Below are 23743 nucleotides of genomic sequence, written 5' to 3'. Positions count from 1 at the left end.
CTGCCGCGACTGATTAGGCTGGCCGCCATGACCAACACAGTGGTGGTTGCCGGTGGCACCGGTGCGCTCGGCGTCGCGGTGACCACGGAGTTCCTGCGCGCCGGCTGGCGGGTCGTGGTCCCCGGACGGACCGAGGAGTCGCTCGCCCGCCTCGGCACCGATCCGGCGCTGAACCCGATCGTCGCCGACCCGTTCGACCCGGCCGGCACCGCGGACGTGGTGGCGCTCGCCGCGTCCGACGAGAACGCCCCGCTGACCGCGCTGGTCAACCTCGTCGGCGGGTTCGCGTCCGGCGCGCGGGTGCACGAGACGCCGGTCGAGGACTTCGAGAGCATCCTGCGGCTCAACCTGCGGCCGACGTACCTGATCACGCAGGGTGTCCTGCCGCACCTGATCGCGGCCGGCGGCGGAGCGATCGTGTGTACGTCGAGCCGGGCCGCGCAGCACCCGTTCTCCGGCGCGGCCGGGTACATCACCGCGAAGGCCGGGGTGATCGCGTTCGCCGACGCGTTGCACGCGGAGTACGCACGTGACGCCGTCCGGGTGAACACGATCCTGCCCGGCACCATCGACACGCCCGCGAACCGCGCCGCGATGCCGAGTGCCGACACCAGCCGGTGGACCCCGCCGGACCGGATCGCCGCCGTGGTCCGCACCCTGGTCGAGACCGAGGGGTTCAACGGTGCTCATCTGACCGTTTGACAACCGATCGACCCTGTAACACGTCTGAACAGGTAAGCGTGCATCCGCCGGGGCACACTTGAGGTGGGGGATCGACGGGGAGACAGGGGTGCCGATGGGGAGTGCGCGGGCGACGGCGAAGCGGCCACGGTCGATGCCGAATCTGCTGGGATCCACCCTGTTGGGCGCGATCCTTCCAGGGGTCGGGCTGATCATCGGCGGGCGGCGGCGGCTCGGTGCGTTCGTGCTGACGCTCTTCCTCGGCCTGGTCGCGTTCGGCGTGTACGTCGGCCTGACCCGCCGGGACGAGGTGCTCGCGGCCGCCGTCGTCCCGAGCCGGCTGCTGATCACGTCGGTGGCGATCGGCGCGGTCGCGTTCGTCTGGATCGTGGTGGTCGTGGCCTCCCACCGGTCGTTGCGTCCGGCAACGGGAGGGGCCGGCGGCCGGGCCTTCGGCGCGCTGTTCGTCGGGCTGCTGTGCTTCGCGATCGCGGCGCCGGCGGCGGTCGGCGTGCAGAGCGTGCTGGCCCAGCGGGCGCTGGTGCAGGACGTGTTCCAGGCGCAGGGCGAGAGCAAGAGCGCGACCCGGCCGTCGACGGTCAACACCAAGGACCCGTGGGAGAACAAGCAGCGGCTGAACCTGCTGCTGCTCGGCGGGGACGACGCACCGAGCCGCGAGGGTGTGCGCACCGACACCGTGATCGTCGCGAGCATCGACACCAGGACCGGCAACACGGCGCTGGTCTCGCTGCCGCGGAACCTGACGTTCATGCCGTTCCCGGCGGACTCGCCGCTGCGCAGGTACTACCCGGACGGCTTCGGCAAGGAGGGGCTGAGTCTGGACGGCCGGCTGGAGTGGATGCTGACCGCGATGTACCAGAACGTCCCGGACGCGCACCCCGGCATCCTCGGGCCGTCGGACAACGAGGGCGCGGACGTGCTCAAGCAGTCGGTCGGAGAGGCGATCGGGCTGAAGCTCGACTACTACCTGCAGGTCAACCTGCAGAGCTTCCCGGAGATCGTCGACGCGCTCGGCGGGATCCGGGTGAACGTCAACGAGCGGGTCGCGATGGGCGGCGTCAGCAGCTCGCACATCCCGCCGAAGGAGTGGATCGAGCCGGGCCCGAACCAGCACCTCGACGGACGGCACGCGCTGTGGTTCGCCCGCGGGCGGTACGGCGCCGACGACGACCAGCGGCAGGTCCGGCAGCGGTGCGTGATCAAGAGCATCGTCGACGCGGCCGACCCGCAGACCCTCGTCACGAAGTACAAGGCGATCGCCCGCGCCGGTCAGCACCTGCTGCGCACCGACATCCCGCAGGAGCTGCTGCCCGCGATGGTGCAGCTGGCCCTGAAGGTGAAGTCGGCGACGGTCTCGAACGTCACGCTCGACTCCGAGAAGCTGCGCCTGAAGTACCTGCACCCCGACTACCAGGCGCTGCGCGACACCGTCGAGAACGCCCTCGAGTCGACCCCGCCGCCGACCACCCAGCCGCCCGTCACGCCGACGACCCCGGCCGCGCCGACCACTCGCAGGCCCACGACCACCCCGCCGACCGCACCCCCGGGCCCGACCCAGAACCTGGCCGACGCCTGCGCCTACAACCCGGCCGGCGACCAGCCCAACTGAATCCGCCGGCGCCGGGTGTCGATCCGGCGGCGGCCCGCTCGACGTGAGAGTAAGTGATGGACCGAAACCACGAGGAGCGGCAGCGATGCGTTACATGATCATCAACAAGGCGGACGCCGACAGCGAGGCCGGGAAGTTCCCGGCGCCGGAGGTGGCCGAAGCGGTCGGCGGGGTCGTCGAGGACCTGTCGAAGGCCGGCGTCCTGCTGTTCGCCGAAGGCGTGCACCGCAGCTCGCTCGGCGCCCGGGTGAAGGTCGACGGCGGCCGGCGCACGGTGACCGACGGGCCGTTCGCGGAGACCAAGGAACTGGTCGGCGGGATGATCGTCGTCGAGGTCCGCAACCGCGACGAGGCGATCGAGTGGGCCGCGCGCCTGGCCGAGGCCCTCGGCCAGGAGGTCGAGGTCCGCCGGGTCGTCGAAGAAGCCGACTTCGGACCGGACTCGGACGTTTTCTCGAACTGACTGTCCATCCGGGCCGATCCCGTTCGTGGCACTGCCATGAACAACACACTGAAGGTTTCCGACGCAGAGCTGTACTACGAGGTGCGCGGATCAGGACCGCTGCTGGTCCTGGTCGGCGCCCCCATGGACGCGGACGCGTTCGCCCCGCTGGCCGAGCTGCTGGCGGCCGGCCACACCGTGCTGACGACGGACCCGCGCGGGGTGAAGCGGAGCTCGCTCGAGCCCGGCGGTACGTCGCGACCCGAGCAGCGGGCCGACGACCTGGCCCGGCTGATCCGGCACGTCGACGCCGGGCCGGCCGTCGTCCTCGGATCCAGCGGGGGAGCGGTCAGCGCGCTGGCGCTGGCGCAGGACCACCCGGAGCTGGTCCGGACCGTGATCGCCCACGAGCCGCCGCTCGACCGGTTGCTGCCGGACGCCGACGAGCTGCTCGCGAAGTCGGAGAAGCTGATGGCCGACTATCTCGCCGGCGACCTGACCGGCGCCTGGAAGCAGTTCTTCGCGGTCGCGAACATCCAGCTGCCCGACGAGGTCGTGGAGATGATGTTCGGCGCCGACCGCGACCCGGAGCAGCTGGCGACCGAGCGGTTCTGGTTCGGCCACGAGATGCGCGAGTCGATCAGCTGGCTCCCGGACCTCGACCGGCTGCGCGCGGCCGACGTCGTGGTCGGCATCGGCGAGGAGTCCACCGGTCAGCTCTGCGACCGGACCTCGACCGCGCTGGCCGCCGGCCTGGGCGTCGAACCGACCCGTTTCCCCGGTGACCACACCGGTTTCGTGGAGCGTCCGGAGGCCTTCGCGAAGGCGCTGCGCGACCTGCTGGAGACCGTCGACCGGCCGAGGTGAGACTCGCGCGTGGGTTGTCGGGGCGAGTATGTGAAGCTGGTGGTGTTCGGTGCGTACGCCGGGGGTGTGCGGGCGGTCGCATCGGGCACCGGTCGGGACGCCGCGTTCGTCCGCGTGGCGACTTGACCTCAACCGTGGTTGAAGTTTCAAGCTGGTGCCGCTCGAACAGGACATCGGAGATACCGGCCCTCGCGGGGCCCTGACGAAGGAGCAGAGTTGACCACGTACACGCTTCCCGACCTCCCCTACGACTACGGCGCACTCGCGCCGAGCATCGCCGGCGAGATCATGGAGCTGCACCACGACAAGCACCACGCGACCTACGTGAAGGGTCTGAACGACACCCTGGACAAGCTGGCCGAGGCCCGCGACAAGGGTGACTTCGGCGCGATCGTCGGGCTGGAGAAGACGCTCGCCTTCAACCTGGGCGGTCACGTCAACCACTCGATCTTCTGGAAGAACCTGTCGCCGGACGGCGGCGACAAGCCGGACGGCGAGCTGGGTGCGGCGCTCGACGACGCGTTCGGTTCGTTCGACGCCTTCCAGGGGCACTTCACCGCGGCGGCGACGACCATCCAGGGCTCCGGCTGGGCGATCCTCGGCTGGGACGCGCTGGCCGGGAAGCTCCTGGTCCACCAGCTGTACGACCAGCAGGGCAACCTGCCGGCCGGCCAGATCCCGCTGGTGATGCTGGACATGTGGGAGCACGCGTTCTACCTGCAGTACAAGAACGTGAAGCCCGACTACGTCAAGGCGTGGTGGAACGTCGTGAACTGGGCGGACGCCCAGGCTCGCTTCGACGCGGCCCGCTCCGGCGCCGGCGCGCTGATCACCGGCGCCTGATCCACCCCGAAGTACCACGAAGGGCGTCCGGCGTGCAGCCGGACGCCCTTCGCGTGTCAGCCACCGAACCCGGCGATCACCGGGGCGATCGCCGCCGCCTTGATCACGTGGTTCTGGCCCGGGACCTCCGTGTGCTTGGCACCCGGCACGGCGTCGGCCAGTGCGCGGGTCGAGGCCTTCATCCACGCCGGGCTCTTGCCGCCGTTCACGACCAGGACCGGCTGCTCGATCGCCGCCCATTGCGTCGCGTCCATCGGGTCGCCGAAGCAGTTGTCACCCAGCACCTGGGCGTCGTACGGCAGGGTGTGCGCGATCGCCTTCATCGGCTTCCAGGCCGGCATCAGCTTCATCATCGTGACGAAGATCCCGGGCAGCCCGATGCCCTTGGTGAAGAAGTACCTGATCGCGTCGCCCGGCTCGAGCGCCTGCAGGTCGGTGACCCAGCTCCGCGGGATCTGCTTGCGGCTGTGGTCCACGACGTACGGCGGCTCGAACGCGATCAGCTTCTCGATCGGCAGCCCGGCCGCGGCCGCCCGGAGCGCCAGCGCCGCGCCGGACGACGAGCCGTAGACGGACGCCGACCCGCCGGCCGCCTCGATCACGGCGGCCAGGTCCTCGATCTCCCGCTCGACGGCGTAGTCGGCAGCGTCGCCCGAGTCGCCGCGCCCGCGCCGGTCGTAGTTGTAGACGGTGAACCGGTCCGCCAGCGCCTCGGCGAGCTCGGGCATCGGGCCCTGGGCGCGGGAACACAGGGCGCCGTCGACGAGGACCAGGGCCGGCCCGTCGCCGCGCCGGTCGTAGGCGATGGTGGTGCCGTCCTTCGAGACCACGGTGTTCATGATGTTCCTCCTGGTGGGTGACGATCTCACCACTGCGTCGAGCGTGGTGGCGGACAGCTCGACAGGGTGTGACGCAGATCACTTTCCTGCGAATCCGCTGCGTGACGACCGGGTCGTCTGGGTACCGGTGCGGCAACCGAAGTACGGGAGGCGGCCATGACCACACGTCCGGAACTGGTCCGGCGTGAGACCGGGCTCAGGGAGCTGAACGGTCAGCACGCGAACATCGGTGCGCTGGTGAGCCAGGCGACCAGCGACCTCAGCCAGTTGGTGCGCGACGAGGTGCAACTGGCCAAGACCGAGCTGAAGGAGAAGGGCAAGGAGGCGGGTGTCGGCGCCGGGTTGTTCGGCGGGGCCGGCGCGATCGCGCTCTACGGCCTCGGCGCCCTGGTCGCGGCGGCGATCCTCGGGCTCGCGACCGCGTTGCCCGCCTGGCTGTCGGCGCTGATCGTCGCAGCGGTCCTGTTCGCGATCGCGGCAGTCGCCGCACTGCTCGGCAAGCGGCACGTCGGCCGCGCCGGTCCACCCGTCCCGAAACGTGCCGTCGACGGCGTGCACGAGGATCTTGAAGCGCTCAAGGGCCATCATCAGCGAGAAGGGAAGAGCACCCCATGAGCACCACGAAGAACGCTGCACACCGGGAGCCGATGACGGAGAGCCAGACGCTCCGCGAGGACCTCGACCACACCAGGCAGCACCTGGCCGACACGGTCCAGGAGATCAGCCGGCGGCTGAACGTGCCGAACCGGATGAAGGAGACCGCGGCGAGCGCCGGGCATCGCGTCTCGGACGCCGCCGGGCAGACCGGTCAGATGATGAAGCAGGTACCGGACGCGGTGAAGGGCCTGCCCGCGACGGGCAAGCGCCACCCGAAGGTCACCGCCGCCGTCGGCGGCGCCGTAGTTCTTGGCGCCGGTGCGATGGCCTGGATGGCCCGCCGGCACAAGTAGACCTGCTCGCGAGGGCCGGCAGAGGGTCAGCAGGCGGCGGCGCGCTCCAGGAGCAGCTTGCGTTCGCGCTCGTTGCGGGTGAGCGCCGCCGCCTTCTCGAACTCCGCCCGTGCCTCGTCGAGCCGGCCGAGCTTGAACAGCAGGTCCCCGCGGACGCTCGGCAGCAGGTGGTAGTCCTTCAGCGACGGGTCGTCCGCGAGCAGGTCGACCGCTTGCAGGCCGCGTTCCGGGCCGAACGCCATCGAGATCGCGACCGCCTGGTTCAGTTCCACGACCGGTGACGGCGTGACCTGGGCGAGGACGGCGTACAGGCCGGCGATCCGCGCCCAGTCGGTGTCCTCGGGGTCGGCCGCGCGGGCGTGGCAGGCGGCGATCGCGGCCTGCAGCAGGTACGGGCCGGGCGGCTTCTCCAGGGCCCAGGCGCGGTCGATCCCTTCGAGGCCGCGGCGGATCAGCAGCCGGTCCCAGCGGCGCCGGTCCTGGTCGAGCAGCAGGACGGGCTCGCCGTCCGCGCCGACGCGCGCGTTCGCGCGGGACGACTGCAGCTCCATCAGCGCCAGCAGGCCGAGGACCTCGGGCTCGGACGGCATCAGCTCGACGAGCAGCCGGCCGAGCCGCATCGCCTCGTTGCACAGCGCCGGTCGCATCCAGTCGTCGCCGGCCGTCGCCGAGTAGCCCTCGTTGTAGATCAGGTAGACGACCTCGAGCACCGACGAGGTCCGCTCCAGGAGTTCGGGACCGGACGGCACCTCGAACTCGACGCCGGCCTTGGCCAGGTTCCGTTTGGCGCGCACGATCCGCTGCGCGATGGTCGCCTCCGGAGCGAGGAAGGCCCGGGCGATCTCGTCGGTCTTCAGGCCGCCGAGCAGTTTGAGCGTCAGCGTCACCCGGGCGTCCATCGTCAGCACCGGGTGACAGGCGGTGAACACGAGCCGCAGCAGGTCGTCCTCGATGTGGTCCTCGAGGATGGCTTCCACGTCATCCTCGACGCTGTCGCCGTCGATCTCCAGCTCGTGACCCATCTCGGCGAGCTTGCGCTGGTAGGTCTCCTTGCGCCGGATCAGGTCGATGGCGCGCCGCTTGGCGATCGCCATCAGCCAGGCGCCCGGGTTGTTCGGTACGCCGGATTCCGGCCACTGCTCCAGCGCGGCGACCAGCGCGTCCTGCGCCAGCTCCTCGGCGAGCCCGACGTCCCGCACGATCCGCGCGACACCCGCGATGATCCGCGCCGACTCGATCCGCCAGACCGCGTCGACCGCCCCCTGCGCCTCCGTTACCGTCACCTGCCGATAGTAGACACCGAACGCGTCGCCGGGGCCGGCTCGGGCGTCCGGGGGATCGCACCGGTCAGGTCCTAATAGACTTCGCTGCGAGATCCCCCCGAAGATGGCTTGAGGTTCGCTGTGCTCACCATGCAGGACGCGCTGCTCGCGCTGACGAAGTACTGGACCGACCGGGGCTGCATGGTCGTGCAGCCGTTCAACACCGAGGTCGGTGCCGGGACGCTGAACCCGGCCACGATCCTGCGGGTGCTCGGTCCCGAGCCGTGGCGGGTCGCCTACGTAGAGCCGAGTGTGCGGCCGGACGACAGCCGCTACGGCGAGAACCCGAACCGGCTGCAGACGCACACCCAGTTCCAGGTGGTGCTCAAGCCGGACCCGGGCAACCCGCAGGAGCTGTTCCTGGACAGCCTGACCGCGCTCGGCATCGACATCGACGCGCACGACGTGCGGTTCGTCGAGGACAACTGGGCGAATCCGGCGACCGGCTCCTGGGGTCTCGGCTGGGAGGTCTGGCTGGACGGCCTGGAGATCACCCAGTTCACGTACTTCCAGCAGGCCGGCGGCTTGACGCTCGACCCGGTGTCGGTGGAGATCACCTACGGCATCGAGCGGATCATGATGGCGCTGCAGGGCGTCTCGCACTTCAAGGACATCGCCTACGCGCCGGGCATCTCGTACGGCGAGGCGTTCGGCCAGGCCGAGTACGAGATGAGCCGCTACTACCTCGACGACGCGGACGTGGAGTCACAGAAGCGTTTGTTCGAGGAGTACGCGAACGAGGCGCGCCGGATGATCGACGACCGGCTCCCGGTGCCGGCGCACATCCAGGTCCTGCGCTGCTCGCACACGTTCAACGTCCTCGACGCCCGCGGCGCGGTCAGTACGACGGAGCGCGCGAAGGCGTTCGGCCGGATGCGGACGCTGGCCCGGGAGGTGTCGCGGCTGTGGGCGGAGCGCCGCGAGGAGCTGGAGCACCCGCTGGGGCTCGCCGAGCTCCCGCCGGCCGCGCCGGAGCCGACCGAGTTCCCGACGATCAGCGGGACCCGGCAGCTGACGTTCGAGATCGGCACCGAGGAGATGCCGCCGTCGGAGGTCACCAAGACCGCCGCCGCGGTGCAGGCCGCGCTGGAGGAGAAGCTGGCCGCGACGCGGCTCGGCCACGGGGCGATCACGACGTACGCGACGCCGCGCCGCGTGGTCGCCTTCGTCGCCTCCGTCCAGGCCGGTGAGCCGGACGCCGAGCGGGTGGTGCGCGGTCCGAAGAAAGCGGCCGCGTACGACGCCGACGGCAATCTGACCAAGGCCGCCGCCGGGTTCGCCCGCGGCCAGAAGGTGGAACCGTCCGAGCTGCACGACCTGGACGTCGACGGCGTCGAATACGTCGCGGTGACCAAGCCGGACCCGGGCCGCGGTGCGGCCGAGGTGCTGAGCGGTGTTCTGAGCGAGATCGTCGCCGGGCTGCGCTCGGACAAGAACATGCGGTGGAACGACGCCAAGCTGTCCTTCACCCGCCCGATCCGCTGGCTGGTCGCGCTGCTCGGCGACGAGATCGTCCCGGTCTCGGTGTCCAGCCTGGCGGCCGGCCGGGTCACCCGTGTGCACCGGACCGCCGCGCAGCCGAAGGTCGAGATCGCGTCGGCCGAGGGGTACCTGGACCTGCTCCGGATCCACGGCATCGAGGCCGACCCGACGCGCCGCCGCTCGACCGTCGTGGCCGCGGCGACCGAGCTGGCCAAGAGCGTCGGCGGCACCGTCGACGTCGAGGGCGAGGCCGCGCTGGTCGACCAGATCGTCAACCTGATCGAGGAGCCGACCCCGATCCTGGGCGGTTTCGCGGCCGACTACCTGGACCTCCCGGGCGAGATCCTCACCACCGTGATGCGCAAGCACCAGCGCTACCTCCCGGTCCGCGGCGCGGACGGCAAGCTGCTGCCGCACTTCGTTGCCGTGGCCAACGGTTCGGTGGACGAGGACCTGGTCCGGGCCGGCAACGAGGCGGTCCTGCGGGCCCGCTACGAGGACGCCGCGTTCTTCTGGCGGGCCGACCTCGACACCCCGCTCGAGTCGATGAAGGCCGAGCTGGACAAGCTCGCGTTCGAGGAGCGGCTCGGCTCGATGGCCGACCGCGCCGGCCGGATCGGGCGGATCGCGCTGGAGCTGGCGGCGAAGGTCGGTCTCGGCGGCGACGACCTCGCGACGCTGCGGCGGGCGGCCGAGCTGGCGAAGTTCGACCTGGGCTCGCAGATGGTGGTCGAGCTGACCAGCCTGGCCGGCACGATGGCCCGCGAGTACGCCAAGCGCGCCGGTGAGACCGAGGCGGTCGCGCAGGCGCTGTACGACATGGAGCTGCCGCGGTCGGCCGGCGACCCGGTGCCGTCGACGACGCCGGGCGCGCTGCTCGCGCTCGCGGACCGGTTCGACCTGCTGGCCGGGCTGTTCGGGATCGGCGCGAAGCCGACCGGGAGCTCCGACCCGTTCGCGCTGCGCCGTGCCGCGGCCGGGGTGGTGGCGATCCTGCGCGAGCACCCCGAGCTGCGGGCGATCACGGTGCCGGTGGGTCTGAAGGCCGCCGCGGACGAGATCGGCGCGCAAGGCATCGACGTACCGGCGGAGTCTCTCGACGAGGTGGCCGACTTCACCGTCCGGCGGTACGAGCAGCAGTTGCTGGACCGTGGTGACGACCACCTGCAGGTGGCGGCGGTGTTGCCGTTGGCGACTGCTCCGGTGGTGGCCGACGAGACGCTGGAGACGCTGCAGGGCCTGGTCGGCAACAGCGACTTCGCCGACCTGGTCGCCGTGCTCCAGCGGGTCCGCCGGATCGTGCCGGACGGGACCGAGGCGGAGTACGACGCCGGCAAGCTGACCGAGCCCGCCGAGGTCGTGCTGCACGAGGCGGTCCAGAAGATCGGGCAGGCGCCGACCGGGCTCGGCGAGTTCGTCAGCGCGGCTTCGGTGCTGGTCGAGCCGGTGAACGCGTTCTTCGACGAGATCCTGGTGATGGCCAAGGAGCCGGAACTGCGCGCGGCGCGCCTGGGCCTGCTGGCCACCATCAGCAAGCTGGCCGCGCCGGTCCTGGACTGGCAAGCACTGGGCACCAGCCTGAGTTCGGTGGAGTGACAACTCCCGCGGATGTCGCCGAGCAGGCGGAGCGTGTGGCGCTCCGCCTGCGCGAGCATCTGCCGTTGACGCCGTTCGTGCGGTATGACGCGTTCAGTGAGGAGCTCGGCGCCGAGGTGCTGGTGAAGTGTGAGCACCAGCAGCGCACCGGCTCGTTCAAGGCGCGTGGTGCGCTGGCCAAGGTGCTGACGCTGACCGACGCCGAGCGGGCCGCGGGCGTGATCACCGCGTCCACCGGCAACCACGGCCTCGGCGTCGGCAACGCGCTCGCCACGCTCGGCGGTCACGGCATCGTCTACCTGCCGGAGAACGCCGCGCCCGGCAAGGTCGCCGCACTCCGCCGGCTCGGCCTCGAACTACGGGCCGAGGGCAACGACACCGGCGCCCTCGAGATCAAGGCCCGCGCGTACGCCGCGGAGCACGGCCTCACCTATGTTCCGCCGTACAACGACCCGGACGTCGTCGCCGGGCAGGGGACCGTCGGCGTGGAGATCGTCGCGCAACTGGACGGCGCGCCGCTGGATGCGGTCGTGGTCGCGGTCGGTGGCGGCGGGCTGATCAGCGGGGTCGCCGCGGTGCTGAAGAAGCACCTGCCGGACATCCGGGTGTACGGCGCGCAGCCGGCCGCCGACGACGCGATGGCCGCCTCGGTGCGGGCCGGCGAGATCGTGCAGGTCGACGCCGGCCAGACGCTGTCGGACGGTACGGCGGGCAGCGTCGAGCCGGGCAGCATCACGTTCGGCCTGTGCCGCGAGCTGGTCGACGACTGGGTGCTCGTCGAGGAGGACGCGATCCGCGACGCGCTCCGCACCGTCATCGACGCCGAGCACCAGCTGATCGAGGGATCGGCCGCACTCGCCTTCGCGGCCGCGCGCGAACGGCGTACCGAACTGGCCGGGAAGCGGGTCGCGATCGTGTCCTGCGGCGGCAACATGTCGTCGTCGACCTTGGTGGCGGCGCTTGCGTGAGTTCGTCGTGCTCGGGACCGGCAGTCAGGTGCCGTCCCGGGAACGGACGCAGAACGGGTACTTCCTGCGCTGGGACGACGAAGGCTTCCTGTTCGACCCCGGCGAGGGCACGCAGCGGCAGATGATCTTCGCCGGGATCGCGGCCGGCGCGATCACCCGGCTGTGCGTGACGCACTTCCACGGCGACCACTGCCTCGGGGTGCCGGGCGTGGTGCAGCGGCTGTCGCTGGACGACGTGCCGCATCCGGTGCGGGCGCACTATCCCGCGTCGGGGCAGACGTACTTCACCCGGCTGCGGTACGCCGCGTCGTTCTACGAGCGGGCCGAGTTGCTCGAGGAGCCGGTGGAGGAGGACGGTCTGTTGTCCGTCGGGTCCTTCGGGCAGCTGTGGGCGCGGCGGCTGGAGCACCCGATCGAGTCCTTCGGGTACCAGTTGATCGAGCCGGACGGGCGCCGGATGCTGCCGGACAAGCTCGCGGCGTACGGCGTCACCGGCCCGGCGATCGGTCGTCTGCAGCAGGCCGGGTCGTTGCAGGTGAACGGCCGCACGGTCCGGGTCGAGGACGTCAGTGAGCCGCGGCCCGGCCAACGGTTCGCGTTCGTCATGGACACGCGGCTGTGCGAGAACGTGCTCAGGCTGGCCGACGGCGCCGACCTGCTGGTGATCGAGTCGACGTACCTCTCGTCGGAGGCAGACCTCGCGCGGCGCTTCGGTCACCTGACCGCCCGGCAGGCCGCTCGGGTCGCGGCCGAGTGTGGGGTCCGGAAACTGGTGCTGACGCACTTCTCCCAGCGGTACCTGGAACCCGAGCAGTTCTACGAGGAAGCCGCCGCCGAGTTCTCCGGGGACATTGTCGTGGCTTCGGATCTCAGCCGGCTCTCAGTTCCACCCCGTCGTTGACGAACAGTGCGTGACCGGTAGGGAAACAAGGCCGTTGCGGGGTGACGGCGGAATTAGCATTACCGGCGAATATAAATCGCCGATCCCCGGGAGCCGTCCGCCGTGCGCAGTCCACGTCCTGTTCCGGCGGCTGTCGCATTGGTTGTCCTGGGCACCCTTTTCGCGGTGACGGTGTGGCGGCCCTGGGAAGGGTCCGCTGAGGCCGGCGGCAGCACGTCAGGCATTGCGGTCTCGCGCAGCCAGTGCGGACAGGGCTGGGCCGACGCGAAGGCCGGGCGGCAGACACTCGTCCTGCACAACACCGGCGACGCGTCGGCCGAGGTGGATCTCGTCGAGGTGGACAGCGCGAAGGTGTACGGCGAGGTGGAAGGGCTGGGGCCGGACACCAGCGCGTCGCTGGATGTGCAGCTCGGCGCCGGGCGGTACGCGATCCGCTGCCTGATCGAGGACACCGACGTCATCACCGGGCCGACGGTGACGCTGACCGGTGATGCGGCGGGCGGGCCTGGCGTCGTACCGGTCACGAAGAACGAACTGCTGCCGTTGGTGAAGCAGTATCAGGCCGGTGTCGCTCGTGGTGTCGCGGGCTTGGTCGTGAAGACGGACAAGCTGCGCGCGGATGTGGACGCCGGCGATCCGGACGCTGCTCGGGCCGACTGGTTGCCTGCGCATCTGGCGTACAACTCCCTTGGTGCGGCCTACGATGCGTTCGGAGACTTCGCGGACAAGATCGACGGGCCTGACGCAGGCTTCCACCCACTGGAGAAAGGCCTGTGGCACAAGGGGTCTGGTCTCAAGCCGATCGCGGACCAGTTGGCCGCCGACGTCCACGGTTTGCAGCAGGACCTCCCCAGCGAACAGGTCGATCCGAACGACCTCGGGCTGCGTGCCCACGAGATCATGGAGAACGCACTCCAGTTCGAGCTGACCGGGGAGAACGACCAAGGCAGCGGGACGTCACTCAACACCGTTCTGGCCAACCTGAACGGCACGGCAACCGTGCTCGCCATCCTCACCCCGGTACTCACGCCGCGCTACCCCGATCTACCCCAGGTGCGCGTGTGGGAAGCCCGAGTGCGCGCATTGCTCACCGCGCACCAGGGCACCCCGGTCGCCCTGCTGGACCGGACGACTCGGCAACAGCTCAACGGCGCCGTCGGCCAACTCCTGGAAACCCTCGCCCCTGTGGCGACGATCTGCGAAGCCCGGAGAAGCTCATGAGCGAGGTTGGTCGGCGGTTCTTTCTGCGTGGGGCGCTTGCTGGTGCAGGGGCGGCGGCTGTGGCCGGTGGTGCGGCGGCTGGTTTGTCTGCGGGCGCCGCTGGTGCTGCGGTGACTGGAACGGAGGCGGCGCAGCCGGTGCCTGTGCCGTTTCACGGGGCGCATCAGGCCGGCGTCACTACGGCCCAGCAGAAGCAGGCGGTGTTCGTTTCGTTCGATGTGGTTGCTGTGGGCAAGCAGGAGTTGAGCGACCTGTTCAGGACGCTGACCGAGCGGGCGCGGCTGCTGACGGCGGGCGGGGCGGCGGCGCCGGTGGGGATTACCGGGCCGCCGGGGGATTCCGGTGTGCTGGGGCCGGAGGTGCCGGGCGGGGATCTGACGGTGACCGTTGGCGTCGGAGCGTCCTTGTTCGACGGGCGGTACGGACTGAAGGATCGGAAGCCGGCGAGGCTCACGCCGATGAAGGAGTTCCCCAACGACAGCCTCGACGAGAGTCTCTGTCACGGGGACCTGAGCCTGCAGTTGTGCGCATCGGAAACCGACACCGTGCTCCACGCGTTAAGAGACATTGCCCGGCACACGCGCGGTGCGATGCAGGTGCGGTGGCGGGTTGACGGCTTCCAGAGCCCGCCGCGGCCGTCCGGCGCGGCACGCAACCTGATGGGCTTCAAGGACGGGATCGTGCAACCGGCCGCAGCCGACCACGACAAGCTCGTCTGGGTCGGCAAGGGGAACGGCGAACCGGCCTGGGCCGAGGGCGGCACCTACCAGGTGCTGCGCCAGATCCGGATGCTGGTCGAGTTCTGGGACCGGGTGTCGATCGGCGAGCAGGAGAACATGTTCGGCCGCCGGCGCGATTCCGGTGCACCGCTGGACGGGACCAGCGAGACCGATGTACCGGACTACGCCGCCGACCCGACCGGTACGGCGGTCCCGTTGACCAGCCACATTCGCAGGGCCAATCCACGGACCGCGGAGACCGCGGCCAGCCAGTTCCTGCGCCGTGGCTACAACTACGACCAGGGCACCGACGCGGTCGGTGACCTGGACATGGGGCTGCTGTTCTGCGCCTACCAGCAGGACATCGCCCGGCAGTTCGAGGCCGTGCAGACCAGGTTGGCCGACGAGCCGCTCGTCGACTACATCCGGCCGGTCGGCGGCGGCTACTTCTTTGTGCTTCCCGGTGTTCGGGACGGCAGCGACCACTTCGGGCGGTCGTTGCTCGGATGAGTTACTTCAGGAGGAAAGGCATGCGCGCAAGACTCCCTGTCGCCGCCACAGCCGTTGCGGCTGCGACGGGCTTGTTGCTGGCCGCCTGTGGCGCCCCCGGCGCCGCCCAGCAGGTGACCGGCGCCGGCGCGGCGTTCCAGGTGGCCGACCCCGCGTCGTACCACCCGGCCGGCACGACCACACCGATCCAGCACGTGGTCGTCATCTTCGGCGAGAACGTCTCGTTCGACCACTACTTCGGCACGTACCCCAAGGCCACGAACGCCGACGGTACGCCGTTCACGGCGGCCCGGCACACCCCCAAGGTGAACGGCCTGTCCGGGAAGCTGCTGACGGACAACCCCAACGCGTACAACCCGAAGCGGCTGGCGCCGTCGCAGGCGCTGACCTGCGACCAGAACCACGGCTACGGGCCGGAGCAGAAGGCCGTCAACAGCGGCAAGGACGACAAGTTCGTCGAGAACACCGAGACCGACAAGTGCACCGGCCAGCCCGTGTTGTTCGGCGAGCCGGGCCTGGTGATGGACTACTACGACGGCAACACCGTCACCGCGCTGTGGAACTACGCGCAGCACTACGCGATGAGCGACAACTCGTTCGGCACGGTGTACGGCCCGTCCACGCCGGGCGCGCTGAACCTGATCTCCGGCCAGACCCACGGCGCGCAGGCGTACGACCCGAAGACGGGGCAGCCGACCACCGACGCGTACGCCGTCCAGTCGCCGGACGCGCACGGGATCGGCACCATCACGAACGACCCCGACCCGTTCTACGACGACTGCTCGAACAACAACGGCAAGTCGACGAACAACCTGGCGGTCATGCACGGCACCAACATCGGCGACCTGCTGAACCAGAAGCACGTCACCTGGGGCTGGTTCCAGGGCGGCTTCAAGCCGACCGGTACCGCGAACGGCAAGGCTGTCTGCGGCGCGCAGCACACCAACATCGGCGGCAACGCGTCGACGGACTACAGCCCGCACCACAACCCGTTCGAGTACTACCAGTCGACGTCCAACCCGAAGCACCTGGCGCCGTCGTCGGTGGCCGCCATCGGTCACACCGACCAGGCGAACCACCAGTACGACACGTCCGACTTCGACGCCGCGCTGGCGGCGAACAACCTGCCGGCGGTCAGCTTCCTGAAGGCCGGCGAGTACCAGGACGGCCACGCCGGGTACTCCGACCCGCTGGACGAGCAGGCGTTCGTCGTGCGTGAGATCAACGCGCTGCAGAAGTCGAAGGAGTGGTCGTCAACAGCGGTCGTGCTCGCGTACGACGACTCCGACGGCTGGTACGACCACGTCACGCCGCCGAGCGTGAACGGCTCGAAGGACGCGGCGCTCGACCAGGCCGCGCTGTGCGGCAAGAAGCTGGTGTCCGGAGGGTACGCCGATCGCTGCGGCTACGGCCCACGGCTGCCGCTGGTCGTCGTCTCGCCGTACGCGAAGAGCAACCACGTCGACCACACGCTGACCGACCAGAGCTCGATCCTGAGGTTCATCGAGGACAACTGGCGGACCGGCCGGATCGGCGACCACTCGTTCGACGAGCGCGCCGGCAGCCTGAACAGCATGTTCAGCTGGCGGGCGCACCCGAACACCGCGAAGCTGATCCTGGACCCGAAGACCGGGGCCGTCGTCAGCTAGCGTTCGTCTCCGCCCTGATCGGCGAGGAAATCGTCGATCAGGGCGTTGACCTCCTTGGGGGACTCCAGGGCCGCGAGGTGCGCGGACTGCTCGAGGACGACGAACCGCGCGCCGGGGATCGAGTCGGCCATCTCCTCGGTCTCGGCGACTCCGAACGTGGCGTCCTCGGCGCCCGCGACCACGAGCACCGGCGTCCGGATGCGGCCGAACAGCGCGCGCTGATCGGGCCGCCGCGGCACCACGCTGGTGACGGCGTGCCGGCCGGACGTGATGTCCACCCGGCGGGCCAGGTCGTTGACCTTGGCAACGACATCGGGCTTCTGGCGGCGTGCGGTCGGCCCGAGGAAGGCGTCCCGCACCGGCCTGGTGAGCGGGCCGCGGATGCCGCCGAGCAGCCGCGCGGCGAGGACCAGGACGTCGTACTCGAAGCGTTGCCGCCGGCCGGCGGGGGAGGCGGTCGCGTTCATCAGGACGGCGATGCCGATCCGGTCCGGGTGCAGCGCCGCGAAGGTGCCGCCGGTCATCCCGCCCCAGCTGTTGCCGATCAGGTGGATCCGGTCGAGGCCGAGGTCGTCGACGATCGCGAGGATCACCTCGGCGCACTGCTCGAACGTGAACGGCCGCGTGAGCGGTTCGCTGCCGCCGTGCCCGGGCGGATCGACCAGGATCACCTGGAAACGGTCCGTGAAGTGCGCGGCCTGGGCGGACCAGAGGGTGCCGTCCATCAACAGGCTCGGCCAGAACAGCATCGCGGGCCCCGACCCGTCGACGCGCACCCGGATCCGGCCCAGCACGGTCCCGACGTACCGATCCTGCATGTCTGAACGGTACCGGTCAGGTCGCCGGGATCGCCGCCGCCAGGCGGGTCGTGAGCTCGCGGATCGTTTCGATCAGCTCCGGCGGGTCCTGGACCTCGAAGGGCAGGCCGAGGATGCCGAGGTACAGCGCGATCTGGTCGAGCGAGTTCGCGCCCGTCTCCACCAGCGTCGTCGACTCGTCGACCGGCGTGACCGCTGCGACGTGCGGCCCGTAGCGATCGGCCACCTGCTCGGCGGGCGCGTGGACCAGGATCCGGGCCTGATGGCGATAGGCGCCGGAGGCAACCCCGCGCGTCGTGGTCTCCAGGTCCGGGGCCTCGCGGGGCCTGAAGCGCGGGCCGGTGGGGATGCGCGGCTCCAGCCGGTCGAGGCGGAACGTGCGCCAGTCGTCGCGCTCGAGATCCCAGGCGGTCAGGTACCACCGCCGGCCGGTGTGCACGAGCCGGTGCGGCTCGGTCCGCCGCGTGGTCGCCGTGCCGTCGTGGTTGCGGTAGTCGAATCTGAGCTGGACATGGTCGCGGCAGGCGGCGGCGACCGCGAGCAGTACGTCGGGCTGCACCGACGGGCCGCCCTCGCGGGGGACGGCGATCTGCTGCAGCAGCTCGATCCGGTACCGCAGGCGGGACGGCAGGACCTGCTCGAGCTTGGCCAGCGCCCGGACCGAGGACTCCTCGGTCCCCGCCACGGTGCCGGTCGCGGCGGCCCGCAGCCCGACCGCGACCGCGACGGCTTCCTCGTCGTCGAGCAGCAGCGGCGGCAGCGCGGCGCCCGCACCGAGGCGGTAGCCGGCCACCCCCGGGACGGCGTCGACCGGGTAGCCCAGATTGCGGAGCTTGTCGACGTCCCGCCGCACCGTCCGGACCCCGATGCCGAGCTCGTCGGCGAGAGCGGCGCCGCTCCACTCCTTCGGTTGCTGCAGGAGCGAGAGCAGTTTGAGCAGCCGCGCGGACGTTTCGATCATGATCGTGATTCTGCCAGCCGGTTAGGACCGGAGCTGTCCTAACCGGCTGTCAGAGTGGAGACATGATCAAGCCGTTCAGCATCGACATCCCGCAGAGCACCCTCGACGACCTCGCCGCCAAGCTGGCGAGCACCCGGCTTCCCGCTCCGTTGCCCGGCGACGACTGGACCACCGGCGTCCCGGTGTCCTGGCTCGCGCCGCTGGTCGACTACTGGCGTACGTCGTACGACTGGCGCGCCGCCGAGAAGGAGCTGAACTCGTACCCGCAGTTCCTTGCCGAGATCGAGGGTCAGCAGATCCACTTCCTCCACGTCCGGTCCGCGGAGCCCGACGCGCTGCCGCTGCTGCTCACGCACGGCTGGCCGGGGTCGATCGTCGAGTTCCTCGACGTGATCGGGCCGCTGACCGACCCGGTCGCGTACGGCGGTCAGGCGTCGGACGCGTTCCATGTGGTGATCCCGGCGCTGCCCGGGTTCGGGTTCTCCGGGCCGACGGCGGACGGCGACTGGACGTTCCCGCGGATCGGTCGGGTGTGGGCCGCGCTGATGGAAGAGCTCGGCTACTCGCGGTACGGCGTCCAGGGCGGCGACCTGGGCGGATCGGTGTCGCCGGAGGTGGGGCGGGCCGCGCCGGAGCACGTCGTCGGCGTCCACACCAACGGCGGGACGAACCTGCCGCCGCTGCAGCTGTCCGAGGAGGAGCTGAAGGCGCTGACGCCGCTGGAGCAGGACAAGATGGCGCGGATCGGCCAGTTCATGAAGGACGAGTTCGGCTACATCTCGATCCAGTCGACGCGCCCGCAGACGCTGGCCTACGGGCTGGTCGACTCGCCGGTCGCGCAGCTCGCCTGGATCATGGACAAGTTCAAGGCCTGGACGTACCCGGCCGAGACCCTGCCGGAGGACGTCGTCGGCAAGGACCGGTTGCTGACCAACGTGATGATGTACTGGCTGACCGGCACCGGCGGCTCGGCGGCGTACATCGGCTACGCCCAGCCGCGCTCGTGGGCCCCGCGCCCGAGCTCGGGCGTCCCGACCGCCGTCCTCGCCACCGCACACGACGTCGCGATCCGCCGCTACTGCGAGACGTCGAACAACATCACCCGCTGGACGGACCTCGACCACGGCGGCCACTTCGCGGCGCTCGAGATCCCGGAGGACCTGGTCACGGACGTCCGCGCCTTCTTCCACGACCTCCGCGGCTGACCGCCGGGGGCGCCGGTGCCGCCGGCGCCCTCGACCGGTGTCAGCTGAAGTCTGTCGAGGTGGTGAGGTGCGCCCAGGCCTCGGCCTCGGCCGCGCGAGACTTCGACGCGGACTCGGCGAGCGTGAGGGCGTCGGTGCCGAGCAGGAGGCGCAGGGGCGGGTTGTCGAGCGCGACGACCTGCAGGATCGCCTGCGCCGCCTTCGCGGGGTCGCCGGGCTGCTTGCCGTCCGTCTCGATCCGGCGCCGGTGCATCTCGCCGACCGTGGCCTCGTAGTCCGGGTGGACGTCGTGCAGCTCCATCGACGACCCGCCCCAGTCGGTCCGGAAACCGCCCGGCTCGACGATCGTCACCTTGACCCCGAACGGCCGCACCTCGTTGTTCAGCACCTCGGAGAAGCCCTCGACGGCGAACTTCGCGGTCTGGTAGGCGCCCATCCCCGGCGTCCCCCCGGCGCGCCCGCCGATCGACGAGAACTGCAGGAAGTGCCCGCCGCGCTGCTCGCGGAACACCGGCAGCGCGGCCTTCGTCACATTCACCACGCCGAACAGGTTCGTCTCGACCTGCGCCCGGAAGTCGTCGTCGGCCATCTCCTCGATCGAGGCGCTGTTCGCGTAGCCGGCGTTGTTCGCCACCACGTCCAGCCCGCCGAACTCCTCGACCGCCGTCCGGACCGCGGCCCGCGCGGCGTCGGCATCCGTGACGTCCAGCGCGACCGCGCGGAACTGGTCACCGTACTTCGCGGCCAGGTCGTCGAGCTGCTCGGGTGTGCGGGCTGTGCCGACGACGCGGTCGCCGGCCGCCAGCACCGCCTCGGTCAGCGCGCGACCCAGGCCGCGCGAGCTGCCGGTGACCAGCCAGATCTTGCTCATTGTCGTTCCTAACTAACCGTTTGGTTGGATCACCTCTATCTAACCAACCGGTTGGTTGGAAATCAACTAACCGGTTGGTTGGTAAGCTCGCCGTATGCAGCAACGGAACGCAGACCGGACCCGGGCCCGCATCCTGGAGGCCGCCACCGAGGAGTTCGCGGCGCGCGGGATCGCCGGCGCCCGGGTGAGCCGGATCGCCGAGGTGGCCGGATGCAACAAGGCGATGCTGTACGCGTACTTCGGGAACAAGGACGACCTGTTCGACGCGGTGTTCAGCGCGTCGCTGGACATGTACCTCGACGAGGTCGGCTTCGACGTCGACGACCTCCCGGCGTACGCGGGACGGGTGTTCGACTACTTCGAGGCGCACCCGGACCGGTTGCGGCTCTCGGTCTGGTACCGGCTGGAGCGGCCGGACGGCCGTCCGCTGGAGGCGATCGTCGCGGTCAACCAGAGCCGGCTCGACGAGCTGCAGCGCGGCATGCGCCGGCGGGTGGTGCCGAAGCGCTTCAGCGCGGTCAGCCTGCTGTCGCTGATCCAGGCGATCGCGACCAGCTGGTCCTCGATGAACCCGGAGCTCGGCGTCGAACTGCCGGACGCCGGGGTGCGGCGGCGCGCGGTGGTGACGGCGGTGCAGCAGATTCTCAGCTGATTCATTGGCTGGCCCGATGGAGTTCTCAGTCTGGCGAGCTCTACTCGTAGGCAGAGGGAACTGGCCGAGGAGGGCGACAGCAGATGAACGAGAGCGCTGGACCGGGATCGTACGAAGGGCCGCAGCAGGGCGGACCGCAGTACGGCGGTCAGCAGGGTGGCGGGCAGCAGTATCCGCAGTACCAGCAGGTGCCGCAGCAGGGGCCGCACTACGGTCCGCAGTACGGGCCTCAGTACGGACCTCAGTACGGGGCGCCGTACGGGCCGCAGCACCCGTTCGGTCCGCCGCCCCCGGCGCCGAAGAAGCGCGGACGGCGGCTGCTCGGCGCCGGGGCGCTCGGACTGGCCGCGGTGCTCGTCGCCGGATCGCTTGCCTGGGGCATCGACCAGCGGGCCGGCACGAACAGCTCGCAGCTGTCCCAGAAGGCGTTCGACCCGGCGGCCGTGGCCGCGCAGGTGTCACCGGGGCTGGTCGACGTGAACACCGTCCTCGGCTACGAGAACGCGCGGGCGGCCGGTACCGGCATCGTGCTGACCTCCGACGGTGAGGTCCTCACCAACCACCACGTGATCGAGGGTGCGACGTCGATCAGCGTGACCGACATCGGCAACGGGAAGACGTACAGCGCGAGCGTCGTCGGGTACGACGAGGCGCACGACATCGCCGTCCTGAAGCTGAAGGACGCCTCCGGGCTGCAGACCGCCAAGACCGGCAACTCCGACCAGGTGAAGCTCGGCGACCAGGTGGTCGGGGTCGGGAACGCGGGCGGCGTCGGCGGTACGCCGAGCTACGCGGCCGGCAAGGTGACCGGGCTGAACCAGTCGATCACCGCGACCGACGAGAACGGGCAGGACCCGGAGAACCTGGCGAACCTGATCCAGACCGACGCGAACATCCAGGCCGGCGACTCCGGCGGGCCGTTGGCCAACGCGAACGGCGAGGTGGTCGGCGTGGACGTGGCCGGCAACGGCGGCAACAACGGCGGGCAGGGGCGCCCGGGACAGACCGCGGCGACCACCGCGCAGGACGCCACCGCGACGCCGGCCGCCTGGGGTGACGGGTCCGGCGACGGCACCGGGTTCCCCTTCGGCGACGGGACCGGCAACGGCTTCGGCGACGGCAACGGTTTCGGCAACGGCAATGGCTTCGGAAACGGCAACGGGTCGGGTGACGGCTCGGGTGACGGATCCGGGAACGGGTCGGGGCAGGGCAACGGCTTCGGGCAGGGCGACGGGTCGGGGCAGGGCAACGGGAGCGGGACGACGACCGAGGGGTACGCGATCCCGATCAACCAGGCGCTCGACATCGCCGAGCAGATCGAGAACGGGAAGGCGTCGGCCGACGTCCACATCGGTGAGTCGGCGATGCTCGGGATCTCGGTCGACACCAGCACCGGTATCAGCGGCGCCGTCGTAGGAGACGTGGTCGCGAACGGCCACGCGGACGAGGCCGGGATCGAGGCAGGCGACGTGATCACCTCGTTCGCGGGTCACACCGTCGACTCGCCGGACGCACTGTCGGAGCTGCTCAACCAGCAGCACCCCGGCGACAAGGTCGAGGTCGGCTGGACCGACCAGTCCGGCCAGACCCACAAAACCACCATCGAACTCATCACCGGCCCGGTCCGCTGACCCCCTCTTCGCAGCGGACCGCCAGATCGGGCCCGAGCGCTCTCCCCCCTCAGAGCCTCGGGCCCGATCTCTTGTGTTTGGGGTCAGGAGTAGAAGCCGGTCCGCCAGCTGGGGTCAGCAGGCGCCCAGCCGAGCCACCGGGCGCGGGCGTTGGTGGCACCCCGGGCCCAGGGCGTCCGTGGGTCGGCATGTCCCGACGAAGAGCCGCCGGCCGGACCGGGGGTGGTTGGGGGTGCGGTGGGTTGGTGGTGGTCGGGGGCTGGGGTGCCGACGGCATCGGCGAAGGTTGGGGTCCAGGCGTCTGCTGGGGCGGGGTCGTCGTCTACGACGTTGACCGGGCCGGTGGGCCAGGCTAGAGCGGCTGTGGCTGCCGTGGCGGCGTCTTGGATGTGTAGGAAGCTGGTGATGTCGGGGCCGGTGGGGAGGTGGCCTGTGGTGGCTAGGTCGGCCATAAGGGCGCCCTTGGTGTACCAAGTGTCGGGGCCGTAGAGCATGCCGTAGCGGAGTACTACCCACTCGGGCAGCTCGGCGGTCATCGTCTCCAAGGCGGCAACTGCCTCGACGGTGGCGCGGCGGTTGGGATCCTCGGCGTGCACGTCCAGCGGGGTGGACTCGTCAGCGGGCCCCGCGCCCGGCTCGTACGCCCACGCGATGCTCTGCGTGACCATCCGTCGTACGCCGGCAGCAAGCGCCGCGTCGACCAGCCTGCGCGTGCCTTCGCGGCGGATCCGGCTGTTCGCGGCGAAGTCCCGCGACGTCAGGTCGGTCAGCTGATGCATCACGACGTCGGGCTCAGCCGCCACCAGCAGCTCGCGGAGCCGCGCGCCGTCGTACACGTCACCGACGACCGTCGTGACTCCGTCACCCCCCGAGCGCCCGGACCGGCTGAGAGCGGTGACGTCATGCCCTTGGGCGACCAGCAGCGGCACCAGCCGACGGCCGATGACCCCGGTGGCTCCGGCGACGAAGATCCTCATGGTGACCA

Annotated in this window: 22 protein-coding genes; 16 read left to right on the top strand and 6 right to left on the bottom strand. The window is 70.5% G+C overall.

Annotation, left to right across the window (positions count from 1 at the left end; translation table 11 throughout):
* The first annotated feature begins 27 nt into the window (after nucleotides 1–27).
* The 5 genes from ABZW60_RS16290 to ABZW60_RS16270 all read left to right on the top strand — a co-directional run bounded on the left by ABZW60_RS16290 (nucleotide 28) and on the right by ABZW60_RS16270 (nucleotide 4463).
* The gene (locus tag ABZW60_RS16290) at nucleotides 28–702 is read left to right on the top strand and encodes an SDR family NAD(P)-dependent oxidoreductase (RefSeq protein WP_355477460.1); all 675 of its coding nucleotides are present in this window, start codon (nucleotides 28–30) and stop codon (nucleotides 700–702) included.
* Between the two features lie 94 nt (nucleotides 703–796).
* Nucleotides 797–2311: an LCP family protein gene (locus ABZW60_RS16285; protein WP_355477606.1), complete on the top strand. Its 1515-nt coding sequence runs from the start codon at nucleotides 797–799 to the stop codon at nucleotides 2309–2311.
* Nucleotides 2312–2396: 85 nt separating this feature from the next.
* Nucleotides 2397–2774, top strand: coding sequence for a YciI family protein (locus ABZW60_RS16280; RefSeq protein WP_355477458.1), 378 nt, complete (start codon nucleotides 2397–2399; stop codon nucleotides 2772–2774).
* 36 nt (nucleotides 2775–2810) lie between these two features.
* Nucleotides 2811–3620 (top strand): alpha/beta hydrolase, encoded by an 810-nt coding sequence (locus ABZW60_RS16275; RefSeq protein ID WP_355477456.1) that lies wholly within the window; start codon nucleotides 2811–2813, stop codon nucleotides 3618–3620.
* A 216-nt stretch (nucleotides 3621–3836) separates the two neighbouring features.
* Nucleotides 3837–4463 (top strand): superoxide dismutase, encoded by a 627-nt coding sequence (locus tag ABZW60_RS16270; RefSeq protein ID WP_355477454.1) that lies wholly within the window; start codon nucleotides 3837–3839, stop codon nucleotides 4461–4463.
* A gap of 56 nt (nucleotides 4464–4519) precedes the next feature.
* On the opposite strand, the gene ABZW60_RS16265 is transcribed toward ABZW60_RS16270, so the two are convergent.
* Nucleotides 4520–5302 (bottom strand): alpha/beta hydrolase, encoded by a 783-nt coding sequence (locus ABZW60_RS16265; RefSeq protein ID WP_355477452.1) that lies wholly within the window; start codon nucleotides 5300–5302, stop codon nucleotides 4520–4522.
* Nucleotides 5303–5458: 156 nt separating this feature from the next.
* Between ABZW60_RS16265 and ABZW60_RS16260 the strand changes: the two genes are divergently transcribed.
* Entirely contained in the window at nucleotides 5459–5917 is a 459-nt protein-coding gene (locus ABZW60_RS16260) for a phage holin family protein (protein ID WP_355477450.1), read from the top strand.
* On the top strand, nucleotides 5914–6252 hold the full coding sequence (locus ABZW60_RS16255; RefSeq protein WP_355477448.1) for a DUF3618 domain-containing protein: 339 nt from the start codon (nucleotides 5914–5916) through the stop codon (nucleotides 6250–6252). The genes ABZW60_RS16260 and ABZW60_RS16255 overlap by 4 nt, the downstream gene beginning before the upstream one ends.
* 26 nt (nucleotides 6253–6278) lie before the next feature.
* Here the strand turns inward: ABZW60_RS16255 and ABZW60_RS16250 are convergent, their stop codons facing one another.
* Entirely contained in the window at nucleotides 6279–7535 is a 1257-nt protein-coding gene (locus ABZW60_RS16250; protein WP_355477446.1) for an RNA polymerase sigma factor, read from the bottom strand.
* Nucleotides 7536–7643: 108 nt separating this feature from the next.
* Here ABZW60_RS16250 and ABZW60_RS16245 point away from each other — a divergent pair, with 108 nt between their 5' ends.
* From ABZW60_RS16245 to ABZW60_RS16220, 6 genes are all read left to right on the top strand, one after another.
* Nucleotides 7644–10652 (top strand): glycine--tRNA ligase, encoded by a 3009-nt coding sequence (locus ABZW60_RS16245; protein ID WP_355477444.1) that lies wholly within the window; start codon nucleotides 7644–7646, stop codon nucleotides 10650–10652.
* Nucleotides 10649–11620 carry a pyridoxal-phosphate dependent enzyme gene (locus tag ABZW60_RS16240; RefSeq protein ID WP_355477442.1) on the top strand — a complete coding sequence of 324 codons (972 nt, stop codon included), beginning with the start codon at nucleotides 10649–10651 and terminating at the stop codon, nucleotides 11618–11620. The genes ABZW60_RS16245 and ABZW60_RS16240 overlap by 4 nt, the downstream gene beginning before the upstream one ends.
* Nucleotides 11613–12521: a ribonuclease Z gene (locus ABZW60_RS16235; protein ID WP_355477441.1), complete on the top strand. Its 909-nt coding sequence runs from the start codon at nucleotides 11613–11615 to the stop codon at nucleotides 12519–12521. Before ABZW60_RS16240 ends, ABZW60_RS16235 begins: the two co-directional genes overlap by 8 nt.
* A gap of 165 nt (nucleotides 12522–12686) precedes the next feature.
* Nucleotides 12687–13742 carry an EfeM/EfeO family lipoprotein gene (locus tag ABZW60_RS16230; protein ID WP_355477439.1) on the top strand — a complete coding sequence of 352 codons (1056 nt, stop codon included), beginning with the start codon at nucleotides 12687–12689 and terminating at the stop codon, nucleotides 13740–13742.
* The gene (efeB, locus tag ABZW60_RS16225) at nucleotides 13739–14971 is read left to right on the top strand and encodes an iron uptake transporter deferrochelatase/peroxidase subunit (protein ID WP_355477437.1); all 1233 of its coding nucleotides are present in this window, start codon (nucleotides 13739–13741) and stop codon (nucleotides 14969–14971) included. The genes ABZW60_RS16230 and efeB overlap by 4 nt, the downstream gene beginning before the upstream one ends.
* Nucleotides 14972–14991: 20 nt before the next feature.
* The gene (locus ABZW60_RS16220) at nucleotides 14992–16620 is read left to right on the top strand and encodes an alkaline phosphatase family protein (RefSeq protein ID WP_355477435.1); all 1629 of its coding nucleotides are present in this window, start codon (nucleotides 14992–14994) and stop codon (nucleotides 16618–16620) included.
* Here the strand turns inward: ABZW60_RS16220 and ABZW60_RS16215 are convergent.
* Entirely contained in the window at nucleotides 16617–17438 is an 822-nt protein-coding gene (locus ABZW60_RS16215; RefSeq protein ID WP_355477433.1) for an alpha/beta hydrolase, read from the bottom strand. The genes ABZW60_RS16220 and ABZW60_RS16215 overlap by 4 nt on opposite strands.
* Nucleotides 17439–17454: 16 nt before the next feature.
* Complete coding sequence (locus ABZW60_RS16210) at nucleotides 17455–18399, bottom strand: YafY family protein (protein ID WP_355477431.1); 945 nt, start codon at nucleotides 18397–18399, stop codon at nucleotides 17455–17457.
* A gap of 62 nt (nucleotides 18400–18461) precedes the next feature.
* Between ABZW60_RS16210 and ABZW60_RS16205 the strand changes: the two genes are divergently transcribed.
* Nucleotides 18462–19604 carry an epoxide hydrolase family protein gene (locus ABZW60_RS16205; RefSeq protein WP_355477429.1) on the top strand — a complete coding sequence of 381 codons (1143 nt, stop codon included), beginning with the start codon at nucleotides 18462–18464 and terminating at the stop codon, nucleotides 19602–19604.
* A gap of 40 nt (nucleotides 19605–19644) precedes the next feature.
* Here the strand turns inward: ABZW60_RS16205 and ABZW60_RS16200 are convergent, their stop codons facing one another.
* Complete coding sequence (locus ABZW60_RS16200; protein ID WP_355477427.1) at nucleotides 19645–20475, bottom strand: oxidoreductase; 831 nt, start codon at nucleotides 20473–20475, stop codon at nucleotides 19645–19647.
* A 94-nt stretch (nucleotides 20476–20569) separates the two neighbouring features.
* On the opposite strand from ABZW60_RS16200, the gene ABZW60_RS16195 reads away from it, so the two are divergent.
* Together ABZW60_RS16195 and ABZW60_RS16190 are read left to right on the top strand one after the other, a co-directional pair.
* Entirely contained in the window at nucleotides 20570–21127 is a 558-nt protein-coding gene (locus ABZW60_RS16195) for a TetR family transcriptional regulator (protein ID WP_355477425.1), read from the top strand.
* A gap of 83 nt (nucleotides 21128–21210) precedes the next feature.
* Nucleotides 21211–22758 (top strand): trypsin-like peptidase domain-containing protein, encoded by a 1548-nt coding sequence (locus ABZW60_RS16190; RefSeq protein WP_355477424.1) that lies wholly within the window; start codon nucleotides 21211–21213, stop codon nucleotides 22756–22758.
* 83 nt (nucleotides 22759–22841) lie between these two features.
* On the opposite strand, the gene ABZW60_RS16185 is transcribed toward ABZW60_RS16190, so the two are convergent.
* Nucleotides 22842–23735 carry an NAD-dependent epimerase/dehydratase family protein gene (locus ABZW60_RS16185; protein WP_355477422.1) on the bottom strand — a complete coding sequence of 298 codons (894 nt, stop codon included), beginning with the start codon at nucleotides 23733–23735 and terminating at the stop codon, nucleotides 22842–22844.
* Between the last annotated feature and the right edge of the window lie 8 nt (nucleotides 23736–23743).

Source organism: Kribbella sp. NPDC003557, from assembly GCF_040610805.1.
Taxonomy (GTDB): domain Bacteria; phylum Actinomycetota; class Actinomycetes; order Propionibacteriales; family Kribbellaceae; genus Kribbella.
The sequence above is the reverse complement of the archived record's forward strand: the minus strand, read 5'-3'. Positions and strand labels throughout refer to the sequence as shown.

Bases quoted from the DNA above. Each gene is read 5' to 3' on its own strand.
- ABZW60_RS16290 (WP_355477460.1), top strand. From the start codon at position 28: ATGACCAACACAGTGGTGGTTGCCGGTGGCACCGGTGCGCTCGGCGTC.
- ABZW60_RS16285 (WP_355477606.1), top strand. From the start codon at position 797: ATGGGGAGTGCGCGGGCGACGGCGAAGCGGCCACGGTCGATGCCGAAT.
- ABZW60_RS16280 (WP_355477458.1), top strand. From the start codon at position 2,397: ATGCGTTACATGATCATCAACAAGGCGGACGCCGACAGCGAGGCCGGG.
- ABZW60_RS16275 (WP_355477456.1), top strand. From the start codon at position 2,811: ATGAACAACACACTGAAGGTTTCCGACGCAGAGCTGTACTACGAGGTG.
- ABZW60_RS16265 (WP_355477452.1), bottom strand. From the start codon at position 5,302: ATGAACACCGTGGTCTCGAAGGACGGCACCACCATCGCCTACGACCGG.
- ABZW60_RS16260 (WP_355477450.1), top strand. From the start codon at position 5,459: ATGACCACACGTCCGGAACTGGTCCGGCGTGAGACCGGGCTCAGGGAG.
- ABZW60_RS16255 (WP_355477448.1), top strand. From the start codon at position 5,914: ATGAGCACCACGAAGAACGCTGCACACCGGGAGCCGATGACGGAGAGC.
- efeB (WP_355477437.1), top strand. From the start codon at position 13,739: ATGAGCGAGGTTGGTCGGCGGTTCTTTCTGCGTGGGGCGCTTGCTGGT.
- ABZW60_RS16220 (WP_355477435.1), top strand. From the start codon at position 14,992: ATGCGCGCAAGACTCCCTGTCGCCGCCACAGCCGTTGCGGCTGCGACG.
- ABZW60_RS16215 (WP_355477433.1), bottom strand. From the start codon at position 17,438: ATGCAGGATCGGTACGTCGGGACCGTGCTGGGCCGGATCCGGGTGCGC.
- ABZW60_RS16210 (WP_355477431.1), bottom strand. From the start codon at position 18,399: ATGATCGAAACGTCCGCGCGGCTGCTCAAACTGCTCTCGCTCCTGCAG.
- ABZW60_RS16205 (WP_355477429.1), top strand. From the start codon at position 18,462: ATGATCAAGCCGTTCAGCATCGACATCCCGCAGAGCACCCTCGACGAC.
- ABZW60_RS16200 (WP_355477427.1), bottom strand. From the start codon at position 20,475: ATGAGCAAGATCTGGCTGGTCACCGGCAGCTCGCGCGGCCTGGGTCGC.
- ABZW60_RS16195 (WP_355477425.1), top strand. From the start codon at position 20,570: ATGCAGCAACGGAACGCAGACCGGACCCGGGCCCGCATCCTGGAGGCC.
- ABZW60_RS16190 (WP_355477424.1), top strand. From the start codon at position 21,211: ATGAACGAGAGCGCTGGACCGGGATCGTACGAAGGGCCGCAGCAGGGC.
- ABZW60_RS16185 (WP_355477422.1), bottom strand. From the start codon at position 23,735: ATGAGGATCTTCGTCGCCGGAGCCACCGGGGTCATCGGCCGTCGGCTG.